This window comes from Enterobacter cloacae complex sp. ECL72 (genome assembly GCF_019056635.1).
Classification (GTDB): domain Bacteria; phylum Pseudomonadota; class Gammaproteobacteria; order Enterobacterales; family Enterobacteriaceae; genus Enterobacter; species Enterobacter hormaechei_C.
In genome coordinates this window covers 4,014,901-4,041,295 of sequence record NZ_CP077659.1, presented here as the reverse complement: position 1 = coordinate 4,041,295, position 26,395 = coordinate 4,014,901, and the positions used below count along the sequence as shown (strand labels likewise).

At 56.0% G+C, this 26,395-nt stretch carries 23 protein-coding genes and 4 tRNA genes; 22 read left to right on the top strand and 5 right to left on the bottom strand.

The features are described from left to right. Positions 1–285 precede the first annotated feature (285 nt). The 16 genes from rho (at position 286) to KTH07_RS19420 (ending at position 14,769) form a co-directional block, all read left to right on the top strand. The gene (gene rho / locus KTH07_RS19495; protein WP_001054528.1) at positions 286–1,545 is read left to right on the top strand and encodes a transcription termination factor Rho; all 1,260 of its coding nucleotides are present in this window, start codon (positions 286–288) and stop codon (positions 1,543–1,545) included. A 242-nt stretch (positions 1,546–1,787) separates the two neighbouring features. Then, positions 1,788–2,891, top strand: coding sequence for a UDP-N-acetylglucosamine--undecaprenyl-phosphate N-acetylglucosaminephosphotransferase (gene wecA / locus KTH07_RS19490; RefSeq protein WP_001050933.1), 1,104 nt, complete (start codon positions 1,788–1,790; stop codon positions 2,889–2,891). Between the two features lie 13 nt (positions 2,892–2,904). Continuing rightward, a complete protein-coding gene (gene wzzE / locus KTH07_RS19485) occupies positions 2,905–3,951 on the top strand; it encodes an ECA polysaccharide chain length modulation protein (protein WP_017693953.1) in 1,047 nt (348 codons plus the stop codon). Between the two features lie 56 nt (positions 3,952–4,007). Next, positions 4,008–5,138: a non-hydrolyzing UDP-N-acetylglucosamine 2-epimerase gene (gene wecB / locus KTH07_RS19480; RefSeq protein ID WP_032620669.1), complete on the top strand. Its 1,131-nt coding sequence runs from the start codon at positions 4,008–4,010 to the stop codon at positions 5,136–5,138. Beyond that, positions 5,135–6,397 carry a UDP-N-acetyl-D-mannosamine dehydrogenase gene (gene wecC, locus KTH07_RS19475; RefSeq protein WP_032620668.1) on the top strand — a complete coding sequence of 421 codons (1,263 nt, stop codon included), beginning with the start codon at positions 5,135–5,137 and terminating at the stop codon, positions 6,395–6,397. The genes wecB and wecC overlap by 4 nt, the downstream gene beginning before the upstream one ends. Further along, a complete protein-coding gene (gene rffC, locus KTH07_RS19470; protein ID WP_032620667.1) occupies positions 6,394–7,071 on the top strand; it encodes a dTDP-4-amino-4,6-dideoxy-D-galactose acyltransferase in 678 nt (225 codons plus the stop codon). The genes wecC and rffC overlap by 4 nt, the downstream gene beginning before the upstream one ends. 4 nt (positions 7,072–7,075) lie before the next feature. Further along, complete coding sequence (gene rffA / locus KTH07_RS19465) at positions 7,076–8,206, top strand: dTDP-4-amino-4,6-dideoxygalactose transaminase (RefSeq protein ID WP_032620666.1); 1,131 nt, start codon at positions 7,076–7,078, stop codon at positions 8,204–8,206. Between the two features lies 1 nt (position 8,207). Continuing rightward, entirely contained in the window at positions 8,208–9,458 is a 1,251-nt protein-coding gene (gene wzxE, locus KTH07_RS19460) for a lipid III flippase WzxE (RefSeq protein ID WP_017383597.1), read from the top strand. Further along, complete coding sequence (locus tag KTH07_RS19455; RefSeq protein WP_032620664.1) at positions 9,455–10,534, top strand: TDP-N-acetylfucosamine:lipid II N-acetylfucosaminyltransferase; 1,080 nt, start codon at positions 9,455–9,457, stop codon at positions 10,532–10,534. Before wzxE ends, KTH07_RS19455 begins: the two co-directional genes overlap by 4 nt. Continuing rightward, the gene (wzyE, locus tag KTH07_RS19450) at positions 10,531–11,883 is read left to right on the top strand and encodes an ECA oligosaccharide polymerase (RefSeq protein WP_017693948.1); all 1,353 of its coding nucleotides are present in this window, start codon (positions 10,531–10,533) and stop codon (positions 11,881–11,883) included. The genes KTH07_RS19455 and wzyE overlap by 4 nt, the downstream gene beginning before the upstream one ends. A gap of 12 nt (positions 11,884–11,895) precedes the next feature. Then, entirely contained in the window at positions 11,896–12,636 is a 741-nt protein-coding gene (gene wecG / locus KTH07_RS19445; protein ID WP_015570015.1) for a lipopolysaccharide N-acetylmannosaminouronosyltransferase, read from the top strand. A 196-nt stretch (positions 12,637–12,832) separates the two neighbouring features. Next, on the top strand, positions 12,833–14,218 hold the full coding sequence (locus KTH07_RS19440; RefSeq protein WP_017693946.1) for an amino acid permease: 1,386 nt from the start codon (positions 12,833–12,835) through the stop codon (positions 14,216–14,218). Between the two features lie 102 nt (positions 14,219–14,320). Next, positions 14,321–14,397: transfer RNA gene (locus tag KTH07_RS19435), tRNA-Arg, on the top strand. Positions 14,398–14,464: 67 nt separating this feature from the next. Further along, positions 14,465–14,540: transfer RNA gene (locus tag KTH07_RS19430), tRNA-His, on the top strand. A 21-nt stretch (positions 14,541–14,561) separates the two neighbouring features. Further along, positions 14,562–14,648, top strand: a tRNA-Leu gene (locus KTH07_RS19425). Positions 14,649–14,692: 44 nt separating this feature from the next. After that, positions 14,693–14,769 (top strand) — tRNA-Pro (locus tag KTH07_RS19420). Positions 14,770–15,306: 537 nt separating this feature from the next. On the opposite strand, the gene hemY is transcribed toward KTH07_RS19420, so the two are convergent. The 4 genes from hemY to hemC are packed head-to-tail and all read right to left on the bottom strand — an operon-like array spanning position 15,307 to position 19,401. Continuing rightward, positions 15,307–16,506 (bottom strand): protoheme IX biogenesis protein HemY, encoded by a 1,200-nt coding sequence (gene hemY / locus KTH07_RS19415; RefSeq protein ID WP_032620663.1) that lies wholly within the window; start codon positions 16,504–16,506, stop codon positions 15,307–15,309. Positions 16,507–16,508: 2 nt separating this feature from the next. Next, positions 16,509–17,702: a uroporphyrinogen-III C-methyltransferase gene (gene hemX, locus KTH07_RS19410; protein WP_015570012.1), complete on the bottom strand. Its 1,194-nt coding sequence runs from the start codon at positions 17,700–17,702 to the stop codon at positions 16,509–16,511. Positions 17,703–17,722: 20 nt separating this feature from the next. After that, positions 17,723–18,463 (bottom strand): uroporphyrinogen-III synthase, encoded by a 741-nt coding sequence (hemD, locus tag KTH07_RS19405; protein WP_032620662.1) that lies wholly within the window; start codon positions 18,461–18,463, stop codon positions 17,723–17,725. Beyond that, positions 18,460–19,401 (bottom strand): hydroxymethylbilane synthase, encoded by a 942-nt coding sequence (gene hemC, locus KTH07_RS19400; protein ID WP_017383592.1) that lies wholly within the window; start codon positions 19,399–19,401, stop codon positions 18,460–18,462. Before hemC ends, hemD begins: the two co-directional genes overlap by 4 nt. A 350-nt stretch (positions 19,402–19,751) precedes the next feature. Here hemC and cyaA point away from each other — a divergent pair, with 350 nt between their 5' ends. Beyond that, a complete protein-coding gene (gene cyaA / locus KTH07_RS19395; RefSeq protein WP_217310843.1) occupies positions 19,752–22,295 on the top strand; it encodes a class I adenylate cyclase in 2,544 nt (847 codons plus the stop codon). Between the two features lie 232 nt (positions 22,296–22,527). Here cyaA and cyaY read toward each other — a convergent pair whose 3' ends face one another. Continuing rightward, the gene (cyaY, locus tag KTH07_RS19390) at positions 22,528–22,848 is read right to left on the bottom strand and encodes an iron donor protein CyaY (RefSeq protein ID WP_017694788.1); all 321 of its coding nucleotides are present in this window, start codon (positions 22,846–22,848) and stop codon (positions 22,528–22,530) included. 135 nt (positions 22,849–22,983) lie between these two features. On the opposite strand from cyaY, the gene KTH07_RS19385 reads away from it, so the two are divergent. From KTH07_RS19385 to yigB, 5 genes are read left to right on the top strand one after another with little or no spacing between them, the layout of a single operon-like run. Beyond that, complete coding sequence (locus KTH07_RS19385; protein WP_003860815.1) at positions 22,984–23,187, top strand: lipoprotein; 204 nt, start codon at positions 22,984–22,986, stop codon at positions 23,185–23,187. Between the two features lie 35 nt (positions 23,188–23,222). Further along, positions 23,223–24,047 (top strand): diaminopimelate epimerase, encoded by an 825-nt coding sequence (dapF, locus tag KTH07_RS19380; protein WP_017383590.1) that lies wholly within the window; start codon positions 23,223–23,225, stop codon positions 24,045–24,047. Then, positions 24,044–24,751 (top strand): DUF484 domain-containing protein, encoded by a 708-nt coding sequence (locus KTH07_RS19375; RefSeq protein ID WP_017694746.1) that lies wholly within the window; start codon positions 24,044–24,046, stop codon positions 24,749–24,751. The genes dapF and KTH07_RS19375 overlap by 4 nt, the downstream gene beginning before the upstream one ends. Beyond that, positions 24,748–25,650: a tyrosine recombinase XerC gene (xerC, locus tag KTH07_RS19370; protein WP_017383588.1), complete on the top strand. Its 903-nt coding sequence runs from the start codon at positions 24,748–24,750 to the stop codon at positions 25,648–25,650. Before KTH07_RS19375 ends, xerC begins: the two co-directional genes overlap by 4 nt. Further along, positions 25,650–26,366 (top strand): 5-amino-6-(5-phospho-D-ribitylamino)uracil phosphatase YigB, encoded by a 717-nt coding sequence (yigB, locus tag KTH07_RS19365; RefSeq protein WP_017383587.1) that lies wholly within the window; start codon positions 25,650–25,652, stop codon positions 26,364–26,366. Before xerC ends, yigB begins: the two co-directional genes overlap by 1 nt. The last annotated feature ends 29 nt before the right edge of the window (positions 26,367–26,395 follow it).

Here is a 26,395-nt window from a genome sequence, read left to right as displayed (position 1 = left end):
CTTTAGTCGTGCTAAGTTAGCTATGACTACGTTTTAAACATATCTTGTTGTTTGAATCTTGTTTTACCCGATACTTCCCGTTGTTAACTTAAACAGTGCGTGAAGTTGCTAGATTCCGGGCTTGTCACTCAATCCGTCTTGTCGTTTCAGTTCTGCGTTCTTTCCCTGTGACCAGACAGCGAACAGACATGAGGTGATGGCCGCTAAACAGGCATGGATGACCCTGCCATACCATTCACAACATTAAGTTCGAGAATCACCCCGAGTTTAAGAACCCACACCATTATGAATCTTACCGAATTAAAGAATACGCCGGTTTCTGAGCTGATCACTCTCGGCGAAAATATGGGACTGGAAAACCAGGCTCGTATGCGCAAGCAGGACATCATTTTCGCCATCCTGAAGCAGCACGCTAAGAGTGGCGAAGATATCTTTGGCGACGGTGTGCTGGAGATACTGCAAGACGGATTTGGTTTCCTCCGCTCCGCAGACAGCTCCTACCTCGCCGGCCCTGACGACATCTACGTATCCCCTAGCCAAATCCGCCGTTTCAACCTCCGCACTGGTGACACCATTTCAGGTAAGATTCGTCCTCCAAAAGAGGGTGAACGCTACTTTGCGCTGTTGAAGGTTAACGAAGTTAACTACGACAAACCGGAAAACTCCCGCAATAAGATCCTGTTCGAGAACTTAACGCCGCTGCACGCTAACTCTCGTCTGCGCATGGAGCGTGGTAACGGGTCTACTGAAGACTTAACCGCTCGTGTGCTGGATCTGGCATCGCCAATTGGTCGTGGCCAGCGTGGTCTGATTGTGGCGCCGCCAAAAGCCGGTAAAACCATGCTGCTGCAAAACATCGCGCAGAGCATTGCTTACAACCATCCAGACTGTGTGCTGATGGTGCTGCTGATTGACGAACGTCCGGAAGAAGTGACCGAGATGCAGCGTCTGGTGAAAGGGGAAGTGGTTGCGTCTACCTTCGACGAGCCTGCTTCTCGCCACGTTCAGGTTGCGGAAATGGTCATCGAGAAGGCGAAACGCCTGGTTGAGCACAAGAAAGACGTGATCATCCTGCTCGACTCCATTACCCGTCTGGCGCGTGCCTACAACACCGTGGTGCCGGCTTCCGGTAAAGTACTGACCGGTGGTGTGGATGCTAACGCCCTGCATCGTCCGAAGCGTTTCTTCGGTGCGGCGCGTAACGTGGAAGAGGGCGGTAGCCTGACCATTATCGCGACGGCGCTGATCGATACCGGCTCCAAAATGGACGAGGTTATCTACGAAGAGTTCAAAGGTACAGGCAACATGGAACTGCACCTTTCTCGTAAAATCGCAGAAAAACGCGTCTTCCCGGCGATCGACTACAACCGTTCCGGTACCCGTAAAGAAGAGCTGCTTACCACTCAGGAAGAGCTTCAGAAAATGTGGATCCTGCGTAAAATCATCCATCCAATGGGCGAAATCGACGCAATGGAATTCCTCATTAACAAACTGGCGATGACCAAAACGAACGACGATTTCTTCGACATGATGAAACGCTCGTAACGCAAATAATCCCAGTAAACGCCACGTTTTTACGTGGCGTTTTTTATTTATGGACTATACGCTATTACCACACACTCCCAATTTAGACCTGTCGGTGCGACAATAAGAAGGTTTGCACAGTCAAAGAAATAATTGATTGAAAAACATACAAAGGGAGTTGTGATGAGCCATCTTTAATCCTTCTGAGGCAGAGGCTTCATGGTTATACTTCCGGGACTAACATTTGTTGAGAGCAATCCATTGTGAATCTACTCACTGCTGTAACTGAGCTGATCAGTATTTTTTTATTCACAACCTGTTTTTTGTTCATTGCGCGCAAGGTAGCAAAAAGAATTGGGTTAGTGGACAAACCGAACTTCCGTAAACGTCATCAGGGGCTTATTCCGCTGGTGGGCGGCATTTCGGTATACGCAGGCATCTGTTTCACATTCGGGATCGCGGATTACTATATCCCCCATGCCGCACTCTACCTGGCATGTGCCGGTGTGCTGGTACTGGTCGGCGCCCTTGATGATCGTTTTGATATCAGCGTGAAGTTCCGCGCGACGGTACAGGCGGCCATTGGCATCATTATGATGGTGGTAGGCGGCCTCTATCTAAGAAGCCTGGGCTACGTGTTTGGTCCCTGGGAGCTGGTGCTTGGGCCATTCGGCTTCTTCCTGACGCTGTTTGCCGTGTGGGCGGCTATCAACGCCTTTAACATGGTTGACGGTATAGACGGTCTGCTCGGTGGGCTGTCCTCTGTTTCGTTTGGCGCTATCGGCATCATCTTATGGTTTGACGGCCAGTACAGCCTGTCAATGTGGTGCTTTGCCATGATTGCCGCCATCCTGCCTTACATCTGCCTGAACCTGGGTGTGTTAGGGCGTCGCTATAAAGTCTTTATGGGCGATGCGGGCAGTACCCTTATTGGCTTTACGGTTATCTGGGTCCTGCTGGAAACCACGCAGGGTAAAACGCACCCTATCAGCCCGGTAACGGCTCTCTGGATTATCGCCATCCCGCTGATGGACATGGTGGCTATTATGTACCGCCGTCTGCGTAAAGGGATGAGCCCGTTTTCTCCCGATCGGCAGCATATTCATCACCTGATTATGCGCGCCGGCTTCACGTCTCGTCAGGCATTTGTGTTGATTACGCTTGCGGCTGCTATTCTGGCTGCGATTGGCGTTGCCGCGGAATACGCACATTTCATTCCTGAATGGGTAATGTTGGTATTATTCTTGCTAGCATTTTTCATGTACGGTTACTGCATCAAGCGTGCATGGAAAGTCGCGCGTTTTATTAAACGTTTAAAACGCAGGATGCGTCGGAACAGTGGCAAAAACACAACATTAACTAAGTAAAACCGGGACTATGATGACTCAACCGTTGGCGGGAGCGAAATCAGTGGGCACTGAGAACGAGCTGGATATTCGTGGTTTGTTTCGCGTGTTATGGCAGGGCAAACTGTGGATTGTGGGGATTGCCCTGGGGTTCGCGCTGTTAGCGCTTGCCTACACCTTCTTTGCAAAACAAGAGTGGAGCGCCACGGCGATCACAGACCGACCAACGGTGAATATGCTTGGAGGCTACTACTCCCAGCAGCAATTCCTGCGTAATCTTGATATCAAGGCCAATCTGGCGACCCCGGATCAGGCCTCGGTGATGGATGAATCCTACAAAGAGTTTGTGATGCAGCTGGCGTCGTGGGATACACGTCGCGATTTCTGGTCCCAGACGGACTATTACAAGCAGCGCATGGTCGGTAACAGCAAAGCGGATGCCGCACTGCTGGATGACCTGATTAATAACATTCAGTTTATGCCTGGCGATGTGCTCCGTAACGTTAGCGACAGCGTGAAGCTGATTGCGGAAACGGCGCCGGACGCCAATAACCTGTTGCGACAGTACGTTGCTTTTGCCAGCCAGCGCGCGGCCAGTCATCTGAATGACGAGCTGAAAGGCGCCTGGGCTGCGCGTACTATTCAGATGAAAGCGCAGGTCAAACGCCAGGAAGAGGTCGCTAAGGCTATCTTCGCCCGTCGCGTACATAATATTGAGCAGGCGCTGAAGATTGCGGAACAGCACAATATTTCCCGTAGCGAAACGGATGTTCCGGCTGACGAACTCCCGGATTCAGAAATGTTCCTTCTTGGTCGCCCAATGCTTCAGGCACGTCTGGAAAATATCCAGGCCGTTGGCCCTGACTTTGACCTTGATTACGACCAAAACCGCGCCATGCTCAATACGCTCAACGTCGGTCCAACGCTGGACCCGCGTTTTCAGACCTATCGTTATTTAAGAACGCCTGAAGAGCCTGTAAAACGCGATAGTCCGCGTCGCGCATTCCTGATGATTATGTGGGGGATTGTGGGCGCACTGACTGGCGCTGGCGTAGCGTTATTGCGTCGCCGCACAAACTAAGAACGCCGTCTACGATGAAGGCTGCGGCCTTCATCGTCTAATCGAAGAGAATCGATGTGAAAGTACTAACCGTATTTGGCACCAGGCCGGAGGCCATCAAGATGGCGCCTCTGGTTCATGCGCTGGCCAGAGATCCTGATATTGAAGCGAAAGTGTGCGTGACTGCCCAGCACCGTGAGATGCTCGATCAGGTCTTAACCCTCTTTTCTATCGTCCCGGATTACGATCTCAATATAATGAAACCGGGACAGGGACTGACGGAAATCACCTGCCGTATTCTGCAAGAATTAAAGCCTATTCTGGAGTCGTTCAAGCCGGATGTGGTGCTGGTGCACGGCGACACCACCACCACCGTGGCGACCAGCCTGGCCGCGTTCTATCAGCGTATCCCCGTTGGTCATATTGAAGCGGGTCTGCGTACCGGCAATCTCTATTCCCCGTGGCCGGAAGAGGCCAACCGTACGCTCACCGGTCACCTGGCGATGTACCATTTTGCGCCAACCGAGAACTCACGTCAGAACCTGCTGCGCGAAAATATCAGCGACAGCAAGATCTTCGTCACCGGCAATACGGTCATTGATGCGCTGATTTGGGTGCGTGACCGCGTGCTGGCTAACAGCGAGCTTCAGGCAGAACTTGCTGCGCACTATCCGTTCCTGAACAACGGCAAGAAAACGATTCTGGTGACGGGCCACCGCCGCGAAAGCTTTGGCCGTGGCTTTGAGCAAATATGCCACGCGCTGGCTGAAATCGCCGCGCAGAACGAGGATGTGCAGATTGTCTATCCGGTGCACCTCAACCCGAACGTCAGCGAACCGGTCAACCGTATCCTGGGCCACGTGGAAAACGTGCTCCTGATCGAGCCGCAGGACTATTTGCCATTTGTCTGGCTGATGAACCACGCCTGGCTGATCCTGACCGATTCTGGCGGCATTCAGGAAGAGGCGCCCTCCCTCGGTAAGCCGGTACTGGTGATGCGTGAAACCACCGAACGCCCGGAAGCGGTTACTGCCGGTACCGTGCGTCTGGTGGGAACGGATCCGCGTCGTATTGTCGAAGAGGTCACGCGCTTACTGCATGACGATGAAGAGTATCAGGCGATGAGCCGGGCCCACAATCCGTACGGTGACGGGCAGGCTTGTGGTCGTATTTTGCACGCACTTAAACACAATCGGGTAACGCTATGAGTTTTTCTACCATCTCTGTTGTTGGTCTTGGCTATATCGGGCTGCCTACTGCGGCGGCCTTTGCCTCTCGTCAAAAGCAGGTCGTTGGCGTAGATATCAACGCGCACGCGGTGGAAACCATCAACCGTGGCGAAATTCATATCGTGGAGCCCGATCTCGATCGTGTGGTGAAAAAGGCGGTGGACGGTGGCTTACTGCGCGCCAGCACCACGCCGGTAGAAGCCGATGCGTACCTGATTGCGGTTCCAACGCCCTTTAAAGGCGATCATGAGCCTGACATGGTTTACGTCGAGGCGGCAGCAAAATCCATTGCGCCTGTGCTGAAGAAAGGGGCGCTGGTTATCCTTGAGTCCACTTCACCTGTTGGGGCTACCGAGCAGATGGCGCAGTGGCTGGCCGAGGCGCGTCCCGATCTCAGCTTCCCGCAGCAGGCGGGCGACCAGGCCGATATCAATATCGCCTACTGTCCTGAGCGCGTACTGCCCGGCCAGGTGATGGTGGAACTGATTAAAAATGACCGCGTGATTGGCGGCATGACGCCAGTCTGCTCCGCGCGCGCCAGCGAGCTGTATAAAATTTTCCTTGAAGGCGAATGTGTGGTGACCAACTCCCGCACCGCCGAGATGTGCAAACTGACCGAAAATAGCTTCCGCGACGTTAACATCGCGTTTGCGAATGAACTGTCGTTGATTTGTGCCGATCAGGGGATTAACGTCTGGGAACTTATTCGCCTTGCTAACCGTCACCCCCGCGTGAACATCCTTCAGCCGGGGCCGGGCGTGGGTGGGCACTGCATCGCGGTCGATCCGTGGTTTATCGTGGCGCAGAACCCGGAACAGGCACGCCTGATTCGCACCGCACGCGAAGTAAACGACCACAAACCGCACTGGGTCATCAACCAGGTCAAAGCCACGGTCGCGGATTGCCTGGCCGACAGCGGCAAACGCGCCAGTGAGCTGAAAATTGCCTGCTTTGGTCTGGCATTCAAACCGAATATTGACGATCTGCGCGAAAGCCCGGCGATGGAAATTGCCGAAATGATCGCTGCCTGGCACAGCGGTGAAACGCTGGTGGTTGAGCCGAATATTCATGCGCTGCCGGCAAAACTTGCCGGTCACTGCACCCTTACCGCCCTGGATGACGCGCTGGCGACGGCGGATGTGCTGGTGCTGCTGGTGGATCACAATGCGTTCAAAGCGGTTTCCGGTGATGCCGTACGTCAGCAGTATGTTGTTGATACCAAAGGCGTGTGGCGTTGAGTATCCTCAACGGCGTGCTGGAGGCCCTTGAGTGGGAAAGCGCATTCTTTGCGCGTCCCTCAGCGATAGTGCGTCTGCGCGACAATGCCCCTGCGTTGCAGGAAGCAGACTTCAGCGCCTGGCAGCGCGTACAAGCTAAGATCCCGGCGGACCGCGCCGATCTGCTGGACGCCCTCCAGCAGCACGGATTCCGGCTGGTCGAGGGTGAGGTTGATCTCTCTGTTACCGTGGCTCTCCACGCCTCACCGGGCGCGGAAATTGCAACGGAGCAGGATATCCCCGCGCTGCGCAAGATGGCGGCGCTGGCCTTCGCTCAGAGCCGTTTCCGGGCGCCCTGGTATGCGCCCGATGACAGCGGCCGCTTTTATGCCCAGTGGATAGAGAATGCGGTCAAAGGCACGTTTGACCACGTCTGTCTGGTGTTCCGTACTGCCGGGGGGCAGATTCAGGGTTTTGTTTCGCTTCGCAGGCTCAACGAGCACGAGGCGCGCATCGGTTTGTTAGCCGGGCGCGGCATGGGCGAGAAACTCATGCAGGCGGCGCTGCACTGGGCGGAGCAACAACAGGTATCGACGCTGCGGGTCGCAACCCAGATGGGCAACACCGCTGCGCTTAAACGTTATATTGCGAGTGGTGCCAGCATCGACGCCACCGCCTACTGGTTATACAGGTGACAAGATGATTCCATTTAACGCGCCTCCCGTTGTGGGCACTGAACTTGATTACATGCAGTCTGCTATGGGCAGCGGCAAGCTCTGTGGCGATGGCGGTTTTACCCGCCGCTGCCAGCAGTGGATGGAGCAACGTTTTCACAGTGCCAAGGTACTGCTGACGCCGTCCTGTACCGCATCGCTTGAGATGGCGGCGCTGTTGCTGGATATCCAGCCCGGCGATGAAGTGATCATGCCGAGCTACACCTTCGTCTCCACGGCGAACGCGTTTGTCCTGCGCAGGGCGAAAATCGTGTTTGTGGATATCCGTCCGGATACTATGAACATCGACGAAACGCTGATTGAAGCGGCGGTCACCGATAAAACGCGGGCGATTGTGCCGGTGCATTACGCGGGCGTGGCCTGTGAGATGGACACCATCATGGCCATCGCTAAAAAGCACAACCTGTTTGTGGTGGAAGACGCAGCGCAGGGCGTGATGTCCACCTACAAAGGGCGCGCGCTGGGCACCATTGGTCATATCGGCTGCTTTAGCTTCCACGAAACCAAAAACTACACCGCAGGCGGCGAAGGCGGCGCGACGCTGATTAACGATCGTGCCCTGGTGGAGCGTGCGGAAGTGATCCGTGAAAAAGGGACCAACCGCAGCCAGTTCTTCCGCGGTCAGGTGGATAAGTACACCTGGCGCGATATCGGCTCAAGCTACCTGATGGCGGATTTGCAGGCCGCGTATCTCTGGGCGCAGCTGGAAGCGGCAGAGCGAATCAATCTGCAACGCCTCTCCCTGTGGCAAACCTACTACGACGCGCTGGAGCCGCTGGCAAAAGCCGGACGTATTGAACTGCCGACTATTCCGGCAGACTGTATCCACAACGCTCACATGTTCTACATCAAGCTGCGCGATAACGACGATCGCAGCAAGCTGATTGCCTGGCTGAAAGAGGCGGAAATTATGGCGGTATTCCACTATATTCCGCTGCACTCCAGCCCGGCTGGCGAAGCCTTCGGGATGTTTGCCGGTGAAGACCGCTACACCACCAAAGAGAGCGAACGTCTGCTCCGCCTGCCCCTGTTCTACAACCTCGCGCCGGTGAACCAGCGTACGGTGATCAATTCGCTTCTGAGTTATTTCGCCTGATATGTCTCTGGCAAAAGCGTCGGTGTGGACGGCAGCGTCCACGCTTGTAAAAATTGGCGCCGGGTTACTGGTCGTCAAGCTGCTGGCCGTCTCATTTGGTCCGTCAGGCGTTGGGCTGGCAGGGAATTTCCGCCAGCTGGTCACGGTGCTTGGCGTGCTGGCGGGTGCCGGGATATTCAATGGCGTCACCAAATACGTCGCGCAGCATCATGACGATGCCGAAAAGCTCCGCACGGTGGTGGGCACCTCCTCTGCTATGGTGCTGGGCTTTTCTACGTTGCTGGCCGTCGTCTTTTTGCTGGCGGCGGCACCCATCAGCCAGGGACTGTTCGGACACACGCACTATCAGGGGCTGGTGCGCCTGGTGGCGCTCGTTCAGATGGGGATCGCCTGGGCAAACCTGCTGCTGGCGCTGATGAAAGGCTTCCGTGATGCCGCCGGGAATGCGCTGGCGCTGATCCTCGGCAGCATCATCGGCGTTATCGCCTACTACTTTTGCTATCGGCTGGGCGGCTATGAAGGCGCGCTGCTGGGGCTGGCGCTGGTGCCTGCGCTCGTTGTCATTCCGGCAGCGTTTATGCTGATGCGCAGAGGCAATGTCCCGCTGAATTACCTGAAACCGCAGTGGGACAAGATGCTGGCGGGGCAGCTAGGAAAGTTTACCCTGATGGCGCTCATCACTTCAGTAACGCTTCCCGTTGCCTACGTGATGATGCGAAACCTGCTGGCAGCGCATTACAGCTGGGATGAAGTGGGGATCTGGCAGGGCGTGAGCAGCATTTCAGATGCTTACCTCCAATTTATTACGGCTTCCTTTAGCGTCTATTTACTGCCAACCTTATCGCGCCTGACTTCCAGGCAGGATATTACCCGCGAGATTTTTCGCTCCCTGCGTTTTGTATTGCCGGCGGTTGCGATCGCCAGCTTTACCGTCTGGTTACTGCGTGATTTCGCCATCTGGCTGCTGTTTTCGGCGAAGTTTACCGCCATGCGCGATCTGTTTGCCTGGCAACTGGTCGGCGATGTGCTGAAAGTGGGGGCATACGTTTTCGGCTATCTGGTGATTGCGAAGGCTTCGCTGCGGTTGTATATCCTGGCAGAGATCGGCCAGTTTGCGCTGCTGACGGCATTTTCTCACTGGCTGATCCCCACCCACGGTGCGCTGGGGGCGGCTCAGGCCTATATGGCAACTTATATCGTTTATTTCGCTGCCTGTTGCGGCGTATTTTTACTTTGGCGTAAACGCGCATGACTGCACTGATACACATACTGGGATCGGATATCCCGCATCATAACCAGACCGTTCTGCGGTTCTTCAACGATGAACTGGCATCCGGCACGCCCGATGCGCGCGAGTTTATGGTCGTTGGACGCGATAACGGCCTGAGCGCGGCGTGTCCGGCATTGCACATCACCTTCTGGCCAGACAAAGCGGCCCTGACCAAAGCCGTTGTCGCGAAAGCCAAAGCGGACCGAAGCCAGCGTTTCTTCTTCCACGGACAATTCAATACCGGGCTGTGGCTGGCGCTGTTAAGCGGCGGGATAAAACCTTCCCAGTTCAGCTGGCATATCTGGGGAGCGGATCTCTACGAAGTCTCCCACGGCTGGAAGTTCCGTCTTTTCTATCCGCTGCGTCGTCTGGCGCAGGCGCGCGTGGGCTGCGTTTTTGCTACCCGTGGCGACCTCAACTATTTTGCTAAACAGCACCCGAAGGTTCGCGGGGAACTGCTCTATTTTCCGACCCGTATGGATCCGGCACTGAATACCATGGCGAATGACGCGGTTCGTGAGGGCAAACTGACTATCCTGGTGGGAAATTCCGGCGATCGCAGTAACGAGCATGTCGCGGCGCTGCGGGCGGTGCATCAGCAGTTTGGCGATACGGTGAACGTGGTGGTGCCGATGGGCTATCCCGCCAATAACGACGCCTACATCGATGACGTTCGCCAGCAGGGGCTTGGGCTGTTTAGCGCGGAAAATCTGCACATTCTCAGCGATAAGCTGGAATTTGATGACTATCTCGCGCTGCTGCGAAAATGCGATCTGGGCTATTTCATCTTTGCCCGTCAGCAGGGGATTGGTACGCTGTGTCTGCTGATTCAGGCGGGCGTACCGTGCGTGCTCAACCGCGAAAACCCGTTCTGGCAGGACATGGCCGAACAGCATATTCCGGTGCTGTTTACCTCTGACACGCTTAATGTCGAGGTGGTACGGGAAGCGCAGCGTCAGCTCACGCTGGTGGATAAAAATAGCATCGACTTTTTCAGCCCGAACTATCTCACGCCGTGGCACCGCGCGCTGCGTATTGCTTCAGGAGACAACGCATGAGCCAATTGCAATTTAGCGGCTTGCTGGTGGTCTGGCTGCTGAGCACGCTGTTTATCGCCACGCTCACATGGTTTGAATTCCGGCGCGTACGTTTTAACTTCAACGTATTCTTCTCGCTGCTGTTTTTGCTGACCTTTTTTTTTGGCTTCCCGCTGACCAGCATCCTCGTGTTCCGCTTTGATGTTGGCGTCGCTCCGCCGGAAATCTTGTTGCAGGCGCTGCTCTCTGCGACCTGCTTCTACGCGGTGTATTACGTCACCTATAAAACGCGCCTGCGCGCGGCGAAAGACACCACACCCCGTCGTCCGCTGTTTACCATGAACCGGGTAGAAACCCATCTGACGTGGGTTATGCTGATGACCATCGCCCTCGTCAGCGTGGCGATTTTCTTCATGCATAACGGCTTTTTACTGTTTAAGTTGCAGTCCTATAGCCAGATTTTCTCCGCCGAAGTCTCTGGCGTCGCGCTCAAGCGTTTCTTCTATTTCTTCATTCCGGCGATGCTGGTGGTCTTTTTCCTGCGTCAGGACAGCAAAGCCTGGCTGTTCTTCCTGGTCAGCACCGTCGCATTTGGCATTCTGACCTACATGATCGTCGGCGGCACCCGCGCCAACATCATTATCGCCTTCGCGATTTTCCTGTTTATCGGCATTATTCGCGGTTGGATCTCGCTGTGGATGCTGGCGGCGGCAGGCGTCTTTGGCATTGTGGGGATGTTCTGGCTGGCGCTGAAGCGCTACGGACTGAACGTGGCGGGCGACGAAGCGTTTTATACCTTCCTGTATCTGACGCGCGACACCTTCTCGCCGTGGGAAAACCTGGCTTTACTGCTGCAAAACTACGACAAAATCGAATTCCAGGGGCTGGCGCCGATTGTTCGCGATTTCTATGTCTTTATACCGACGTGGCTGTGGCCTGACCGTCCCGGTATTGTCCTGAACACGGCGAACTACTTTACCTGGGAAGTGCTGAACAACCATTCGGGCCTGGCGATTTCCCCAACCCTGATTGGCTCGCTGGTAGTGATGGGCGGAACGTGGTTTATCCTGCCGGGCGCGATCGCGGTCGGGCTGATAATAAAATGGTTCGACTGGCTATATACGCTGGGTAACGAAGAGACCAACCGCTACAAAGCCGCTGTTTTGCACAGTTTCTGTTTCGGTGCCATTTTCAATATGATCGTTCTGGCGCGCGAGGGGCTGGATTCGTTCGTCTCACGCGTGGTGTTTTTTATGGTCGTTTTCGGTCTCTGTCTGCTGCTGGCAAAACTGCTGTACTGGTTGTTTGACAGTGCAGGGCTTGTGCACAGACGTGAGCCACAGGGCAGCACAACGCTGTCGCAAGTCTGAGTAGGGATTATCATGACGGATACAACTTCAGCCCCGCGTTATGCGCTGCGTGGGCTACAGCTTATTGGCTGGCGTGACATGCAACACGCGCTGGATTTCCTGTTCGCGGACGGGCAGATGAAATCGGGCACGCTGGTGGCCATCAACGCAGAAAAAATGCTGGCGGTTGAAGATAATGCGGAAGTGAAAAGCCTGATTGAAGCCGCGGAGTTTAAATATGCCGACGGTATTAGCGTGGTGCGTTCAATTCGTAAAAAGTTTCCTGACGCTAATGTTTCTCGCGTGGCGGGTGCTGACCTTTGGGAGCGACTTATGGAACGCGCAGGCGCTGAAGGCACGCCGGTATTTTTGATTGGCGGCAAACCAGAGGTGCTGGCGCAGACCGAACAAAAGCTGCGTAGCCAGTGGAATGTTAACATCGTGGGCAGCCAGGATGGCTATTTCAGGCCGGAAGATCGCCAGGCGTTATATGAGCGCGTGCGCGACAGCGGGGCGAAAATTGTCACTGTCGCCATGGGGTCGCCGCGGCAGGAAATTCTGATGCGCGATTGCCGTCTGGTCAGCCCGGATGCGCTCTATATGGGCGTTGGCGGCACCTACGACGTCTTTACCGGCCACGTTAAGCGGGCGCCCAAAGTCTGGCAAAACCTGGGGCTGGAGTGGCTCTACCGCCTGCTCTCTCAACCGACGCGTATCAAACGACAGATTCGTCTGCTGCGCTACCTCGCCTGGCACTACACCGGGAAAATGTAATCAATATGCAGCGCGATCTGCTGTTCGCGCTGCAGCCCCCCTGTAAAACTGCTGGATTTCTGTACAATGCATTCATTTTTTTAATGCATTGTTTGCCATTTGCCAGAATTTAAGAAACCATTCGCTCCGTATTTCAGTACCCCTCAAAACAATACCCGGCAATAAGTCGGGAAACAGCAAACACAACCGAGGATTTATGGCAGAGAAAAAACCGGAGCTTCAGCGTGGGCTGGAAGCTCGACATATTGAATTGATCGCGCTGGGCGGGACTATCGGCGTTGGCCTGTTTATGGGCTCGGCAAGCACGCTGAAATGGGCGGGGCCTTCCGTCCTGCTGGCGTATATTATTGCCGGGCTCTTCGTCTTCTTCATCATGCGCTCAATGGGCGAAATGTTGTTTCTGGAGCCGGTAACGGGCTCTTTCGCCGTTTACGCCCACCGTTATATGAGCCCGTTCTTTGGCTATCTCACGGCCTGGTCGTACTGGTTTATGTGGATGGCCGTCGGGATTTCGGAGATCACCGCCATCGGGGTCTACGTGCAGTTCTGGTTCCCGGAGATGGCCCAGTGGATACCCGCGCTCATCGCCGTAGGGCTTGTGGCGCTGGCGAACCTTGCCGCCGTTCGCCTTTACGGTGAAATCGAGTTCTGGTTTGCGATGATCAAAGTCACCACCATTATCGTGATGATTGTTGTGGGTCTGGGTGTCATCTTCTTTGGTTTCGGTAACGGCGGGCACGCGATTGGTTTCGGTAACCTGACCGGACACGGCGGCTTCTTTGCCGGCGGCTGGAAAGGCTTCCTGACCGCACTCTGTATCGTTGTCGCCTCTTATCAGGGCGTTGAGCTGATCGGCATTACCGCAGGTGAGGCGAAAAACCCGCAGGTCACGCTGCGTAGCGCGGTAGGCAAGGTGCTGTGGCGTATCCTGATTTTCTATGTGGGCGCGATCTTCGTTATCGTGACCATTTTCCCATGGAACGAGATCGGCACCACCGGCAGCCCGTTTGTCTTAACCTTCGCTAAGATTGGCATCACGGCGGCGGCCGCCATTATCAACTTTGTGGTGCTGACGGCGGCGCTCTCCGGCTGTAACAGCGGGATGTACAGCTGCGGGCGTATGCTTTACGCGCTCTCGCAAAACAAACAGCTGCCGGCGGTGATGGGTAAAGTCTCCCGCGTGGGTGTACCGGTGGCGGGCGTAGCGGTGTCGATTGTGATTCTGCTGATTGGCTCTTGCCTGAACTACATCATCCCGAATCCGCAGCGCGTGTTTGTTTACGTCTATAGCGCCAGCGTGCTGCCGGGAATGGTACCGTGGTTTGTCATTTTGATTAGCCAGCTGCGTTTCCGACAGGCGCACAAAAAAGCGATCGCCAGCCATCCGTTCCGCTCCATTCTGTTCCCGTATGCGAACTATTTGACGATGGCGTTCCTGATTTGCGTATTAATTGGAATGTACTTTAATGAAGATACCCGCATGTCGCTGTTTGTCGGGATGATCTTCCTGGCTGCCGTCACAGCTGCATATAAACTTTTTGGCCTGGGCCGCCGTGGCTCCGCCCATAAAGTGGAGGAATAAGCGGCAAAATGTGCAAACCATAACCAAACGCGCATTTTTTCCAAAAAAGCACTAGACAGCGGGGACGGAGGTACGTAATATCCAGCCCCGCAACGGCGCTAAGCGCCCGTAGCTCAGCTGGATAGAGCGCTGCCCTCCGGAGGCAGAGGTCTCAGGTTCGAATCCTGTCGGGCGCGCCATTTTAGTCCCGGCGCTAGAGCTGCGGTGGTCTGAGAAGTAGTCAGAACCGCGTGAAAGAATACAGTGGTGGCTATAGCTCAGTTGGTAGAGCCCTGGATTGTGATTCCAGTTGTCGTGGGTTCGAATCCCATTAGCCACCCCATTATTGAAAGAGTTGTGAATTGCGAAGGTGGCGGAATTGGTAGACGCGCTAGCTTCAGGTGTTAGTGTTCTTACGGACGTGGGGGTTCAAGTCCCCCCCCTCGCACCACGACTTTTAATGAGTTGAACTAAAAATTCAAAAAAGCAGTACATCGGCGAGTAGCGCAGCTTGGTAGCGCAACTGGTTTGGGACCAGTGGGTCGGAGGTTCGAATCCTCTCTCGCCGACCAATTTTGAACCCCGCTTCGGCGGGGTTTTTTGTTTTCTGCGTTTTTTATCCTGTAGCCTTTCCCCGACAACACTCTATATCCTTGTCGCGATTCAGCGACATATAACCCGTTAATATTAAAGAATTTATTATTTTACCTCTTAACCTGTCTCCTGGTGACGACATATCGCCGCCTTCAGCGCGATGTTGTATGGCTTCAGGCGGTTCTTAACAGCATAATTTCCTTTTATCTTAAAATGTTGCGCGATGTAAAAGTTCTGCGTGTAAACCTGGCACATTACATGCAATAATATGCGTGTAGATGCTCATTCCATCTCTTATGTTCGCCTTAAGGCCTCATAAACTCAGGAATGACGCAGAGCCGTTTACGGTGCTTATCGTCCACTGACAGATGTCGCTTCGGCCTCATCAGACACCATGGACACAACGTTGAGTGAAGCACCAAATATGTTGTCTTACAGACCTGTTTTAACGCCTGCTTTTATAGCAGGCGTTTTTTTATGGGCGTAAAAAAGGAGGCCATCTGGCCTCCTGTTAATTACTGCTGCGTTCCGTTATTTTGCAACGTCAATAACAGCCCATCACGGCGCATAGCTGCGGCCTCTTCCGGCTTATGCTGCTTGTCCAGCGAATCAGCAAGCCAGGCGTAATCAAATGCGTCCGGACGTTGCTTCAGCGCGGCGCGGAAGGCGAGGCTCGCCTCCTGCCACTCGCCGTGTTTCATCAGAGACTGGCCCAGCGTACTCCACAGCAGCGGACGATCGCCCACGGTTTTGATCTGCTGGCGCAGTGCTTTTTCAATTTGTTCCGGATTGTTGGTTTTCAGACGCGGGATGACTATCACCAGGCGGTCATCATACTGTCGCTTGAGACCGTCGAGGAGGATCTCCTGCGCGGTGTCATGGTCATCACACTCAATCAGATGTTCTGCCATCGCCACCTGAAGAGGAACCTGCTGGCGCGTTTTGCGGCTCTGGTTTTTCCACCAGGTTTTCAGGCCGTCGCTGCCGAGATCGGCGCGCGCCTGATCCATCAGGCCAATCCAGGCCAGACGCTGAAGTTCATCACGATGTTCATCATCGCCCACGTCGGCTTTCGCCATGGAAGGGATAATGTCCAGCAGCGAGCCCCAGGCACCGGTCCGAATATATGCCTGCTCAGCCAGACGCAGCACTTCCGGGTGACGAGGGGTAATTTCCAGCAGACGGTCAACGCCGTGACGGGCGGCATGGTTTTCATTGCGCGCCAGTTGCAGACGAACGCGGGTGATCTCAACCGGAATCGGATCTTTAGTAGAGAGCTCAGACGCGCGTTCAAGATGCTGATTGGCGCGGGCCTCATCGCCTCGCTGTTGCGCCGCCTCAGCGGCCAGCAGATAGTTAACAACCGGCTGTTCTGCATGGTCGGCATTTTTCGACATCAGCTTTTCAACCTGCTGATAGTCGCCTTCGGCCAGCTTCAGCAACGCTTGCTCGGTCTGCTTGCGGGCGCGACGGCGCTTACGGCCAACGAACCAGCCGCGCGTATGTACGCCGGTACGGAAAATACGACGCAGGAGCCACTCCACTGCCAGCAGAACGACCACACCCAGGATCAGGATAATCACCAGCCCTGTTACGCTGGTTTCGATATTGTAGTTATCGGTCTGGATCAATACATAACCCTGGTGACCCGCGAGCATCGGCCCCAGTACAATCCCGGCGATCAGCAGGATGAAGAGTAAGAAGACTTTTAGCATCATTACTCTCCTTGCGGCGCGCTTTCAGGCGCTGGTGCGGCGGCAGGTGCTTCAGCCGGACGCTCTGCCGGAACGCCCGGCTGGGCCAGCAGGTTACGCACGCGCGTCTGCATGAGCTTCTCCAGAATCGGCTGGCTTTCCAGCTTGTCCGGCACGTTCATGGTGATGTTTTGCTGGCTCAGCTTGTCGATATCCTCAAGGAACGCGGTCGTGGTTGCGTCATTGGTATCGTAGTAAGCACGTACCCAGGTTGAAACGTTATCCAGCGCCTGTTTGTAGGTCTCTTCCTGGTGACGCGGTACGGCCTGGGCAGCCACCAGCAGGCGGGAGCGGATGTTTTCACGCAGATAGACGTCCTGGTTCGGCGCCAGCAGCGGCACGGCAGTTTCATCACGGCGGCGAATGGTAATAAAGCTGTCCATAAAGTTCTGCCAGCTCTTTTGCAGGTTGATACGCCATTCGCTCAGGGAGCTGGACAGCTCGGTGCCGTCAGAATCCATCGGGGAGTCATCGTCGTTGTTATCGGCCAGCTGAAGGTTATCAATCTGGTTGGAGAGCTGATTTACCTTAAGGATGATACCATCGTAATCGACCTGAGAAACCGCGGACAGGCTGGCGATATCTTCCGTAATAGCGCGGCGAGCGTTGATGAGGCTCGGATCGTTCATGTCCGCCAGGCTTGCGTCGGCGCTTTTCAGCAGCGCGGCGGCGGTGGTGACATCCTGATCGCTCCAGAGCTTGCGCCCGGCCAGTTTCACCAGAAAATCGGCCTGTGAAAGTAGCCAGGTTTTGGCATCGGTTCCCGAAATTGTGGCGACTTTTTCCTGCACTTCGCTCAGCTGTTTGGTCAACTCTTCACGTTTGCTGTTCGCGTCGGCGAGGGCGGCAGCCTGCTGTTTGATCACACCTTCCAGCTCAGCTTTTTGCGTCTCCTGCGCTTTCTGTAGGGCAGTGATTTGGTTAACCAGCGCGTCGCTGGTGGCCGTCTGGTTGGTGCCTTGTTTCTTCACCAGTCCGTAGAGTCCCACGCCTGCGGCCAGCGCAATCGCGATGGCAATCACGCTCAGCGTGAGGCTGGTTTTGTTGCTGCCGTTTTTCTTCTCAACGGTTGTGTCTGTCGTCTCTGGCTGTGACGTGGTGTCCACAGTCTCCCTGGTCTCTTCAACCACGGCGGAGGATTTTTCGTGTTCCGTCATTATGGCTTCCCATTTGAGAGTTATTGTAATGCGCGCAGCAGCGCATCGTTGTCGGCGTTTTCAGCGATCCGAATATCCTGCCAGCCCAGTTCCCGGGCGTGGTTCGCCAGACGCTCACTGACGACCAGAAGCCGACAGCGGAGTAACCAGTTTTCGCGATACCAAAGCGGAATCAGCGACCAAAGCTGTTGTAACATTTCACCGCTGGTGACCACCAGCGTATTAATACCGCGGGCGTGCCAGCGCATTGCTTCTTCCGCGCCATCATAGTGTTTCGCACAGCGCTGATAGCACTCCACAAACGTCACGTCTGCGCCGCGTTCGCGCAGCGTTTCGCCCAGCAGTTCGCGGCCACCGTTGCCGCGCAAAATGAGCGCGCGCTTTCCGGCAATGGTTTGTAATTCAGGTAATTGTAGCAAGACTTCGCTGATTTCCCGATCTAACGGGTAACGAACATCGATTCCGCTCGCGGTATGTAAGGCCAGCGCCGTGGTGCGCCCGATGGCGAAATAGCGGGGGGCGTGAGGCCAGCAAACGGCATGCTGTTGCAGCTGCGCATGGGCAAACTCCACGGCATGCTGCGACAGCGCAAAGAGCAGATCGCCTTCCTGCAAGAGACGCATCTGGTCAGCGAGCTCAGGCAGCTCGCGACCGGGGGAGAACTCAATCAGCGGAAAACTCCAGGCCACCTGCCCCAGTGCGCGCAGACGGCTCACTAACTGCTCTCCTGCGGGAGAAGGGCGGGTGACAAGTATGCTCATGCAGGGGGCTCTCCGTTATAGACCTCAGCCAGAATTTCACGCGCGCCGTTATTCAGCAGCTCTTCCGCCAGCGATACGCCAAGCGCCTCGGCATCTTGCGGCTTGCCGCGACGTTCACCGCGAACCATCTGTGAGCCGTCCGGCGCGCCAACCAGCGCACGCAACCACAGCTCACCGTCAGTTAATTCAGCATAGCTGCCAATTGGCACCTGACAGCCTCCTTCGAGGCGAGTATTCATCGCGCGCTCGGCTTTTACGCGAACTGCGGTATCGTCATGATTCAGCGGCGCGAGCAGTGCCTGAGTGCGCGCATCAACCAGACGACACTCAATGCCGACGGCACCTTGGCCGACGGCGGGCAGCGACAGCTCCGGCGGCAACGCGACGCGAATGCGTTCTTCCAGCCCCAGGCGTTTCAGGCCCGCAACCGCAAGAATAATGGCATCGTAGTCGCCGTTATCCAGCTTGCCAAGGCGTGTGCCGACGTTCCCGCGCAGCGAACGGATCACCAGATCCGGGCGACGTTCAGCCAGCTGACACTGGCGGCGTAAACTTGACGTGCCGACCACGCTGCCTGCCGGCAACGCATCGAGCGAGTCATAGCGATTAGAGACAAACGCATCGCGCGGATCCTCGCGCTCGCAGATGGTCACCAGCCCCAGCCCTTCCGGGAACTCAACGGGCACATCCTTCATCGAATGCACGGCGATATCGGCGCGGTTCTCAAGCAATGCCAGCTCCAGCTCTTTGACAAACAGACCCTTTCCGCCCACTTTGGCCAGCGGCGTATCCAGAATGACATCGCCACGCGTGACCATTGGCACCAGCTCAACGCGTAATCCGGTGTGGCAGGCTTCCAGGCGCTGCTTAACATAATGTGCCTGCCAGAGTGCAAGAGGACTTTGGCGTGTGGCAATTCTCAAAACATTGTCTAACATGCTTGTTACCGTCATTATCAATCGCTAACCATCCTAACATTGTTGACACTCGGATGGCAGTTTTACGGTTGATGAAGAGTGAGAGGGACAGGGCGGCGTACTCGTCAGCCATCGCCGTATTCAGGAATTTACACGTCAAGAACGGTGCTACACTTGTATGTAGCGCATCTTTCTTTACGGTCAACCGGCAAGGTGTTAAATTGATCACGTTTTAGACCATTTTTTCGTCTGTACCACCAGAAAAGCAAAAGGCGAAAAAAGGGTAACGGTTATTTTTTGAAATACTGCGGGTCCGCTGCTTTTTGTGTTCTGACTGGCGTGCGACACCCGGAAACATCAGGCGATACGTCTTGTACCTCTATATTGAGACTCTGAAACAGAGACTGGATGCCATCAATCAATTGCGTGTGGATCGCGCGCTTGCTGCCATGGGCCCTGCTTTCCAGCAGGTATACAGTCTACTGCCAACATTGTTGCACTATCACCATCCGCTGATGCCGGGTTACCTTGATGGTAACGTTCCCAAGGGCATTTGCCTCTTCACGCCTGATGAAACCCAACAGCATTACCTGACTGAACTTGAACTCTACCGTGGTATGCCGCCGCAGGATTCGCCGAAAGGCGAGCTGCCGATTACCGGGGTTTACTCCATGGGCAGCACGTCATCGGTTGGGCAAAGTTGCTCTTCTGACCTGGATATCTGGGTCTGCCATCAGTCCTGGCTCGACAATGAAGAGCGCCAGCTGTTGCAGCGTAAATGCAGCCTGCTGGAGAGCTGGGCGGCGTCGCTCGGCGTGGAAGTGAGCTTCTTCCTGATTGATGAAAATCGTTTCCGCCATAACGAAAGCGGCAGTCTGGGTGGTGAAGACTGCGGCTCGACTCAGCACATCCTGTTGCTGGATGAGTTTTACCGTACTGCCGTTCGCCTGGCCGGGAAACGTATTCTGTGGAATATGGTGCCGTGCGATGAAGAAGAGAATTATGACGACTACGTCATGTCGCTTTACTCGCAGGGCGTTCTGACGCCAAACGAGTGGCTGGATCTGGGCGGCCTGAGCTCCCTGTCCGCCGAAGAGTACTTTGGCGCAAGCCTCTGGCAGCTTTATAAGAGCATTGATTCACCGTACAAAGCGGTGCTGAAAACCCTGCTGCTGGAAGCCTACTCCTGGGAGTACCCCACGCCGCGCCTGCTGGCGAAAGATATTAAACAGCGTCTGCACGACGGGGAGATCGTCTCCTACGGGCTTGATGCCTACTGCATGATGCTGGAACGCGTCACCGAATACCTGACAGCCATTGAGGACGCCACGCGTCTTGACCTGGTGCGTCGATGTTTCTATCTCAAAGTCTGTGAAAAACTGAGCCGCGAACGCGCCTGCGTGGGCTGGCGTCGTGAAGTCGTCAGCCAGTTAGTCAAAGAGTGGGGATGGGACGAAGAGCGTCTCGCCATGCTCGACAACCGCGCCAACTGGAAGATCGATCAGGTGCGTGAGGCGCACAACGAACTGCTTGATGCGATGATGCAGAGCTACCGCAACCTGATCCGCTTTGCCCGCCGTAACAACCTTAGCGTTTCTGCCAGCCCACAGGATATCGGGGTGCTGACCCGCAAACTGTACGCCGCGTTTGAAGCGTTGCCGGGCAAGGTAACGCTGGTTAACCCACAGATTTCGCCTGACCTGTCTGAACCGAATCTGACCTTTATCTACGTACCGCCGGGCCGCGCGAACCGCACCGGGTGGTATCTGTACAACCGTGCGCCAAGCATGGATTCGATCATCAGCCATCAGCCGCTGGAGTATAACCGCTACCTGAACAAGCTGGTGGCCTGGGCCTGGTTTAACGGCCTTCTCACTTCACGTACCCGGTTGTTTATCAAAGGCAACGAGGTGGTCGATTTAGCCAAGTTGCAGGAGATGGTGGCGGATGTCTCGCACCACTTCCCGCTGCGTCTGCCTGCGCCGACGCCAAAAGCGCTCTACAGCCCGTGTGAGATTCGCCATCTGGCGATCATCGTCAACCTGGAATACGACCCGACGGCGGCCTTCCGCAATCAGGTGGTTCACTTTGACTTCCGCAAGCTGGACGTCTTTAGCTTTGGCGAGCAGCAAAACTGCCTGGTGGGCAGCGTGGATCTGCTGTACCGCAACTCGTGGAACGAAGTGCGTACCCTGCACTTTAACGGCGAGCAGGCGATGATCGAGGCGCTGAAAACGATCCTCGGCAAGATGCACCAGGACGCCGCGCCGCCGGACAGCGTGGAGGTGTTCTGCTACAGCCAGCACCTGCGCGGCCTGATTCGTACCCGCGTTCAGCAGCTGGTGTCTGAGTGCATCGAACTGCGTCTCTCCAGCACCCGACAGGAAACCGGGCGCTTTAAAGCCTTGCGCGTCTCCGGCCAGACCTGGGGGCTGTTCTTTGAGCGCCTGAACGTGTCGGTGCAGAAGCTGGAAAACGCCATTGAATTCTACGGCGCGATTTCACACAACAAACTGCATGGCCTGTCGGTCCAGGTGGAAACCAATCACGTTAAGCTGCCGCAGGTGGTGGATGGCTTTGCGAGTGAAGGGATTATTCAGTTCTTCTTCGAAGAGTCGGGCGATAACGCCGGGTTTAACATCTACATTCTGGATGAAACCAACCGTGCCGAGGTGTATCACCACTGCGAAGGCAGCAAAGAGGAGCTGGTGCGCGACGTCAGCCGCTTCTATTCGTCCTCGCACGATCGCTTTACCTACGGCTCAAGCTTTATCAACTTCAACCTGCCGCAGTTCTACCAGATTGTGAATGTGGATGGGCGAGCGCAGGTGATCCCGTTCCGTACGCAGGCGATTACCCCGGCGGCGCCCGCTAACCAGGAAACTGCGCCGCTGTTGCAGCAGTATTTTTCCTGAGGCTTTTCGCCGGGTGGCGCTAACGCTTACCCGGCCTACGGTCCGAGCCGCTGTTGCCGGGTGGCGCTAACGCTTATCCGGCCTACGGTTTGAGCCGCTGTTGCCGGGTGGCGCTGACGCTTACCCGGCCTACGGTCCGAGCCGCTGTTGCCGGGTGGCGCTGACGCTTACCCGGCCTACGGTTCGAGTCGTTGTAGGCCCGGTAAGGCGTAGCCGTCACCGGGCAACGCAACTACCTGAAACTCACTGCCTCGCCTGCCTGCGCCGTCGCCGCCTGCTCCAGCCTATCCCAGAACGTTTCGCCGCTGCGATCGCAGACCCACTCGTCACCTTTCAGATCAAAGTGATAGCCGCCCTGTTTCGCCGCCAGCCACACCTGGTGAAGCGGCTCCTGACGGTTAATAATAATCTTGCTGCCGTTTTCGAAGCTTAAGGTCAGGATCCCGCCGTTGATTTCACAATCGATATCGCTGTCGCCGTCCCAGTCGTCGATACGCTCTTCGATGGTCATCCACAGGGTATCGGCAAGGCGATGAAATTCACTGTCGTTCATGGTTTTATTCCTGTTTTTCGTGATGGCGGCAGTATAACGCTAAATAATTCCCGTTGCAGGAAAGCGGCAAACTCTTGCTTTTGTGTCTTCTCCTGCGATGATAGAAACAGATTTGAACTTACGGGCAACCTCTACATGAAAAACGTCTTCCGAACGCTTGTCGTTCTTGTCACTCTGTTTAGCCTGACCGGCTGTGGACTGAAGGGACCACTGTACTTCCCGCCAGAGGATAAAAACGCACCACCGCCGACAAAACCGGTGCAAAGTGGTATCGAGTCATCTACGCCGGATACCAACGATCGCGGCAATAACGGCGGCCCGACTCAGGTCAATCTCTGACAATTACGTTCTGTACCCGCGCAATGGAGCAAATGATGCAGTTCTCTAAAATGCATGGCCTTGGCAACGACTTTATGGTCGTCGACGCGGTAACGCAGAATGTCTTTTTCTCCCCGGAATTGATCCGTCGCCTGGCGGATCGACACGTGGGCGTGGGGTTTGACCAGCTGCTGGTGGTGGAGCCGCCTTACGATCCTGACCTGGATTTTCACTACCGCATTTTTAACGCCGACGGCAGCGAAGTTTCCCAGTGCGGCAACGGCGCGCGCTGTTTTGCCCGCTTTGTTCGGCTGAAAGGGCTGACCAACAAGCGCGATATCCGCGTCAGCACCGCCAACGGCCGGATGGTGCTCAGCGTCACCGACGACGAACTGGTGCGCGTGAACATGGGCGAGCCGAACTTCGACCCCTCTGCCGTGCCGTTTCGCGCCAACAAAGCGGAAAAGACCTATATTATGCGTGCCGCCGAGCAGACAGTATTGTGCGGCGTCGTCTCAATGGGTAACCCGCACTGCGTGATTCAGGTGGATGATGTGCAAACCGCGGCGGTTGAAACGCTCGGCCCGGTGCTGGAAAGCCACGAGCGCTTCCCGGAGCGGGCGAACATCGGTTTCATGCAGGTGGTGAAGCGTGAACACATTCGCCTGCGGGTTTACGAGCGCGGCGCGGGCGAAACCCAGGCCTGCGGAAGCGGTGCCTGTGCGGCGGTGGCCGTCGGTATCTCACAGGGGTTACTGGCAGAAGAGGTTCGCGTGGAATTACCGGGCGGACGTCTTGATATCGCCTGGAAAGGAGCGGGTCATCCACTGTACATGACTGGCCCGGCGACACATGTTTATGACGGGTTTATCCATCTATGAAGCAACCAGGGGAAGAACTGCGGGAACCTGTAACGGAGCTGGACGACAGCGCTGTTGTGGATTACCTGCTGCACAATCCTGAGTTTTTTATCCGCAATGCACGCGTCGTCGAACAGATGCGCGTGCCGCATCCGGTTCGCGAGACCGTGTCGCTGGTTGAATGGCACATGGCGCGCTCGCGCAACCACATCAATCAGCTCGAAGAGAACATGACGCTGCTGATGGAGCAGGCCAGCAATAACGAAAGCCTGTTCTACCGTCTACTGCACCTTCAGGCGCGTCTGGCTTCCGCGCACAGTCTCGAAGAGTTCCTCAACCGCTTCCACCGCTGGGCGCGCGAGCTGGGGCTGGCAGGCGCGACGATCCGTCTCTTCCCTGACCGCTGGCGCATTGGCGCGCCGTCCGGGTTTACCCATCTGGCGCTGAGCCGTCAGGCGTTTGAGCCGCTGCGCATTCAGCGTCTGGGCCATGAGCACCACTATCTGGGGCCGCTTAACGGGCCAGAACTGCTGGTGGTGCTGCCGGAAGCCAAAGCTATCGGCTCGGTGGCGATGTCGCTGATGGGGCGCGATGGTGACCTGGGCGTGATGTTATTTACCAGCCGCGACGCGCATCATTATGAACAGGGGCAGGGCACGCAACTGTTGCAGGAGATCGCCCTGATGCTGCCTGAGCTGCTGGAGCGCTGGATTGAGCGCGTATGACGGACGGATTGCTCGCCACTGACGTCAACCGCTTTCTGCGCTATCTGGGCGTAGAACGCCAGCTCAGCCCTATTACGCTGCTCAACTATCAGCGTCAGCTTGATGCCATCATGCAGCTTGCCGATGAAATCGGCCTGAAAAGCTGGCAACAATGTGACGCCGCCACGGTACGCGGGTTCGTCGTGCGTAGCCGTAAAAAAAATCTCAGCCCGGCGAGCCTGGCGCTCCGGCTCTCTGCCCTGCGCAGTTTCTTCGACTGGCTGGTCAGTCAGGGCGGTCTGAAAGCCAACCCGGCAAAAGGGATCGCCACGCCGAAAGCCCCGCGTCATCTGCCGAAAAATATCGACGTCGACGACGTAAACCGCCTGCTGGATATCGATCTTAACGATCCGCTGGCCGTGCGCGACCGCGCGATGCTGGAGGTGATGTACGGCGCGGGCCTGCGTCTCTCTGAGCTGGTGAACCTCGACTTAAAGCACCTCGATCTAGAATCCGGCGAGGTGTGGGTAATGGGCAAGGGCAGCAAAGAGCGCCGCCTGCCGATCGGCCGCAATGCGGTCTCCTGGATTGAGCACTGGCTGGACCTTCGCGGGCTGTTTGGCGCCGACGAAGATGCGCTGTTCCTGTCGAAACTCGGCAAGCGGATCTCGGCGCGTAACGTGCAGAAGCGCTTTGCGGAGTGGGGCATTAAGCAGGGGCTGAACAGCCACGTTCACCCCCACAAGCTGCGCCACTCCTTTGCGACGCACATGCTGGAATCAAGCGGCGACCTGCGCGGCGTACAGGAGCTGCTTGGTCACGCGAATCTGTCGACCACCCAAATCTATACCCACTTAGACTTCCAACACCTTGCCTCGGTGTATGACGCGGCGCATCCACGCGCCAAACGGGGGAAATAATGCGTTTTTACCGCCCACTCGGTCAGATATCAGCCCTGACGTTTGACCTTGATGACACTCTTTACGATAACCGCCCGGTGATCCTGCGTACCGAGCAGGAGTCGCTGGCGTTTGTGCAGAACTACCATCCTGCGCTGAAAGCGATGCAGAACAAAGACTTCCAGCAGCTGCGTCAGTCCCTGCGGGAAACCGAACCGGAGATTTACCACGACGTGACCGAATGGCGCCGCCGTGCGGTTGAGCAGGCGATGCTCAACGCCGGCCTGAGCGCGCAGGATGCGGCCACGGGGGCCGAAGCGGCCATGGAAAACTTCGCCAAATGGCGCAGTCGGATCGACGTGCCGCAGGAGACCCACGACACGCTGGCGAAGCTCGCCGAAAAGTGGCCGCTGGTGGCCATCACCAACGGCAACGCTCAGCCTGAACTGTTTGGTCTGGGGAACTATTTTCAGTTCGTGCTGCGCGCGGGCCCGCACGGACGCTCGAAGCCGTTCAACGATATGTATCATCTGGCAGCGGAAAAACTGGATTTGCCGCTCGGTGAGATCCTGCACGTGGGCGACGACCTGACCACGGACGTCGCCGGGGCGATCCGCTGCGGCATGCAGGCCTGCTGGATCAAGCCGGAAAATGCCGATCTGATGACTACCCCGGATAGCCGTCTTCTGCCGCACGTGGAAATTTCACGGTTGGCATCCCTCACGACGCTGATATAATCATCAATTGTTCTGTATAAATTAACAGG

Excerpts from the sequence above, each read along its gene's own strand:
- wzyE (WP_017693948.1), top strand. The coding sequence starts at position 10,531 with ATGAGCCAATTGCAATTTAGCGGCTTGCTGGTGGTCTGGCTGCTGAGC.
- rho (WP_001054528.1), top strand. The coding sequence starts at position 286 with ATGAATCTTACCGAATTAAAGAATACGCCGGTTTCTGAGCTGATCACT.
- xerC (WP_017383588.1), top strand. The coding sequence starts at position 24,748 with ATGACGGACGGATTGCTCGCCACTGACGTCAACCGCTTTCTGCGCTAT.
- hemY (WP_032620663.1), bottom strand. The coding sequence starts at position 16,506 with ATGCTAAAAGTCTTCTTACTCTTCATCCTGCTGATCGCCGGGATTGTA.
- wecG (WP_015570015.1), top strand. The coding sequence starts at position 11,896 with ATGACGGATACAACTTCAGCCCCGCGTTATGCGCTGCGTGGGCTACAG.
- KTH07_RS19440 (WP_017693946.1), top strand. The coding sequence starts at position 12,833 with ATGGCAGAGAAAAAACCGGAGCTTCAGCGTGGGCTGGAAGCTCGACAT.
- hemC (WP_017383592.1), bottom strand. The coding sequence starts at position 19,401 with ATGTTAGACAATGTTTTGAGAATTGCCACACGCCAAAGTCCTCTTGCA.
- cyaY (WP_017694788.1), bottom strand. The coding sequence starts at position 22,848 with ATGAACGACAGTGAATTTCATCGCCTTGCCGATACCCTGTGGATGACC.
- KTH07_RS19385 (WP_003860815.1), top strand. The coding sequence starts at position 22,984 with ATGAAAAACGTCTTCCGAACGCTTGTCGTTCTTGTCACTCTGTTTAGC.
- KTH07_RS19455 (WP_032620664.1), top strand. The coding sequence starts at position 9,455 with ATGACTGCACTGATACACATACTGGGATCGGATATCCCGCATCATAAC.
- KTH07_RS19375 (WP_017694746.1), top strand. The coding sequence starts at position 24,044 with ATGAAGCAACCAGGGGAAGAACTGCGGGAACCTGTAACGGAGCTGGAC.
- wzxE (WP_017383597.1), top strand. The coding sequence starts at position 8,208 with ATGTCTCTGGCAAAAGCGTCGGTGTGGACGGCAGCGTCCACGCTTGTA.
- hemD (WP_032620662.1), bottom strand. The coding sequence starts at position 18,463 with ATGAGCATACTTGTCACCCGCCCTTCTCCCGCAGGAGAGCAGTTAGTG.
- rffA (WP_032620666.1), top strand. The coding sequence starts at position 7,076 with ATGATTCCATTTAACGCGCCTCCCGTTGTGGGCACTGAACTTGATTAC.
- yigB (WP_017383587.1), top strand. The coding sequence starts at position 25,650 with ATGCGTTTTTACCGCCCACTCGGTCAGATATCAGCCCTGACGTTTGAC.
- wzzE (WP_017693953.1), top strand. The coding sequence starts at position 2,905 with ATGACTCAACCGTTGGCGGGAGCGAAATCAGTGGGCACTGAGAACGAG.
- wecC (WP_032620668.1), top strand. The coding sequence starts at position 5,135 with ATGAGTTTTTCTACCATCTCTGTTGTTGGTCTTGGCTATATCGGGCTG.
- hemX (WP_015570012.1), bottom strand. The coding sequence starts at position 17,702 with ATGACGGAACACGAAAAATCCTCCGCCGTGGTTGAAGAGACCAGGGAG.
- dapF (WP_017383590.1), top strand. The coding sequence starts at position 23,223 with ATGCAGTTCTCTAAAATGCATGGCCTTGGCAACGACTTTATGGTCGTC.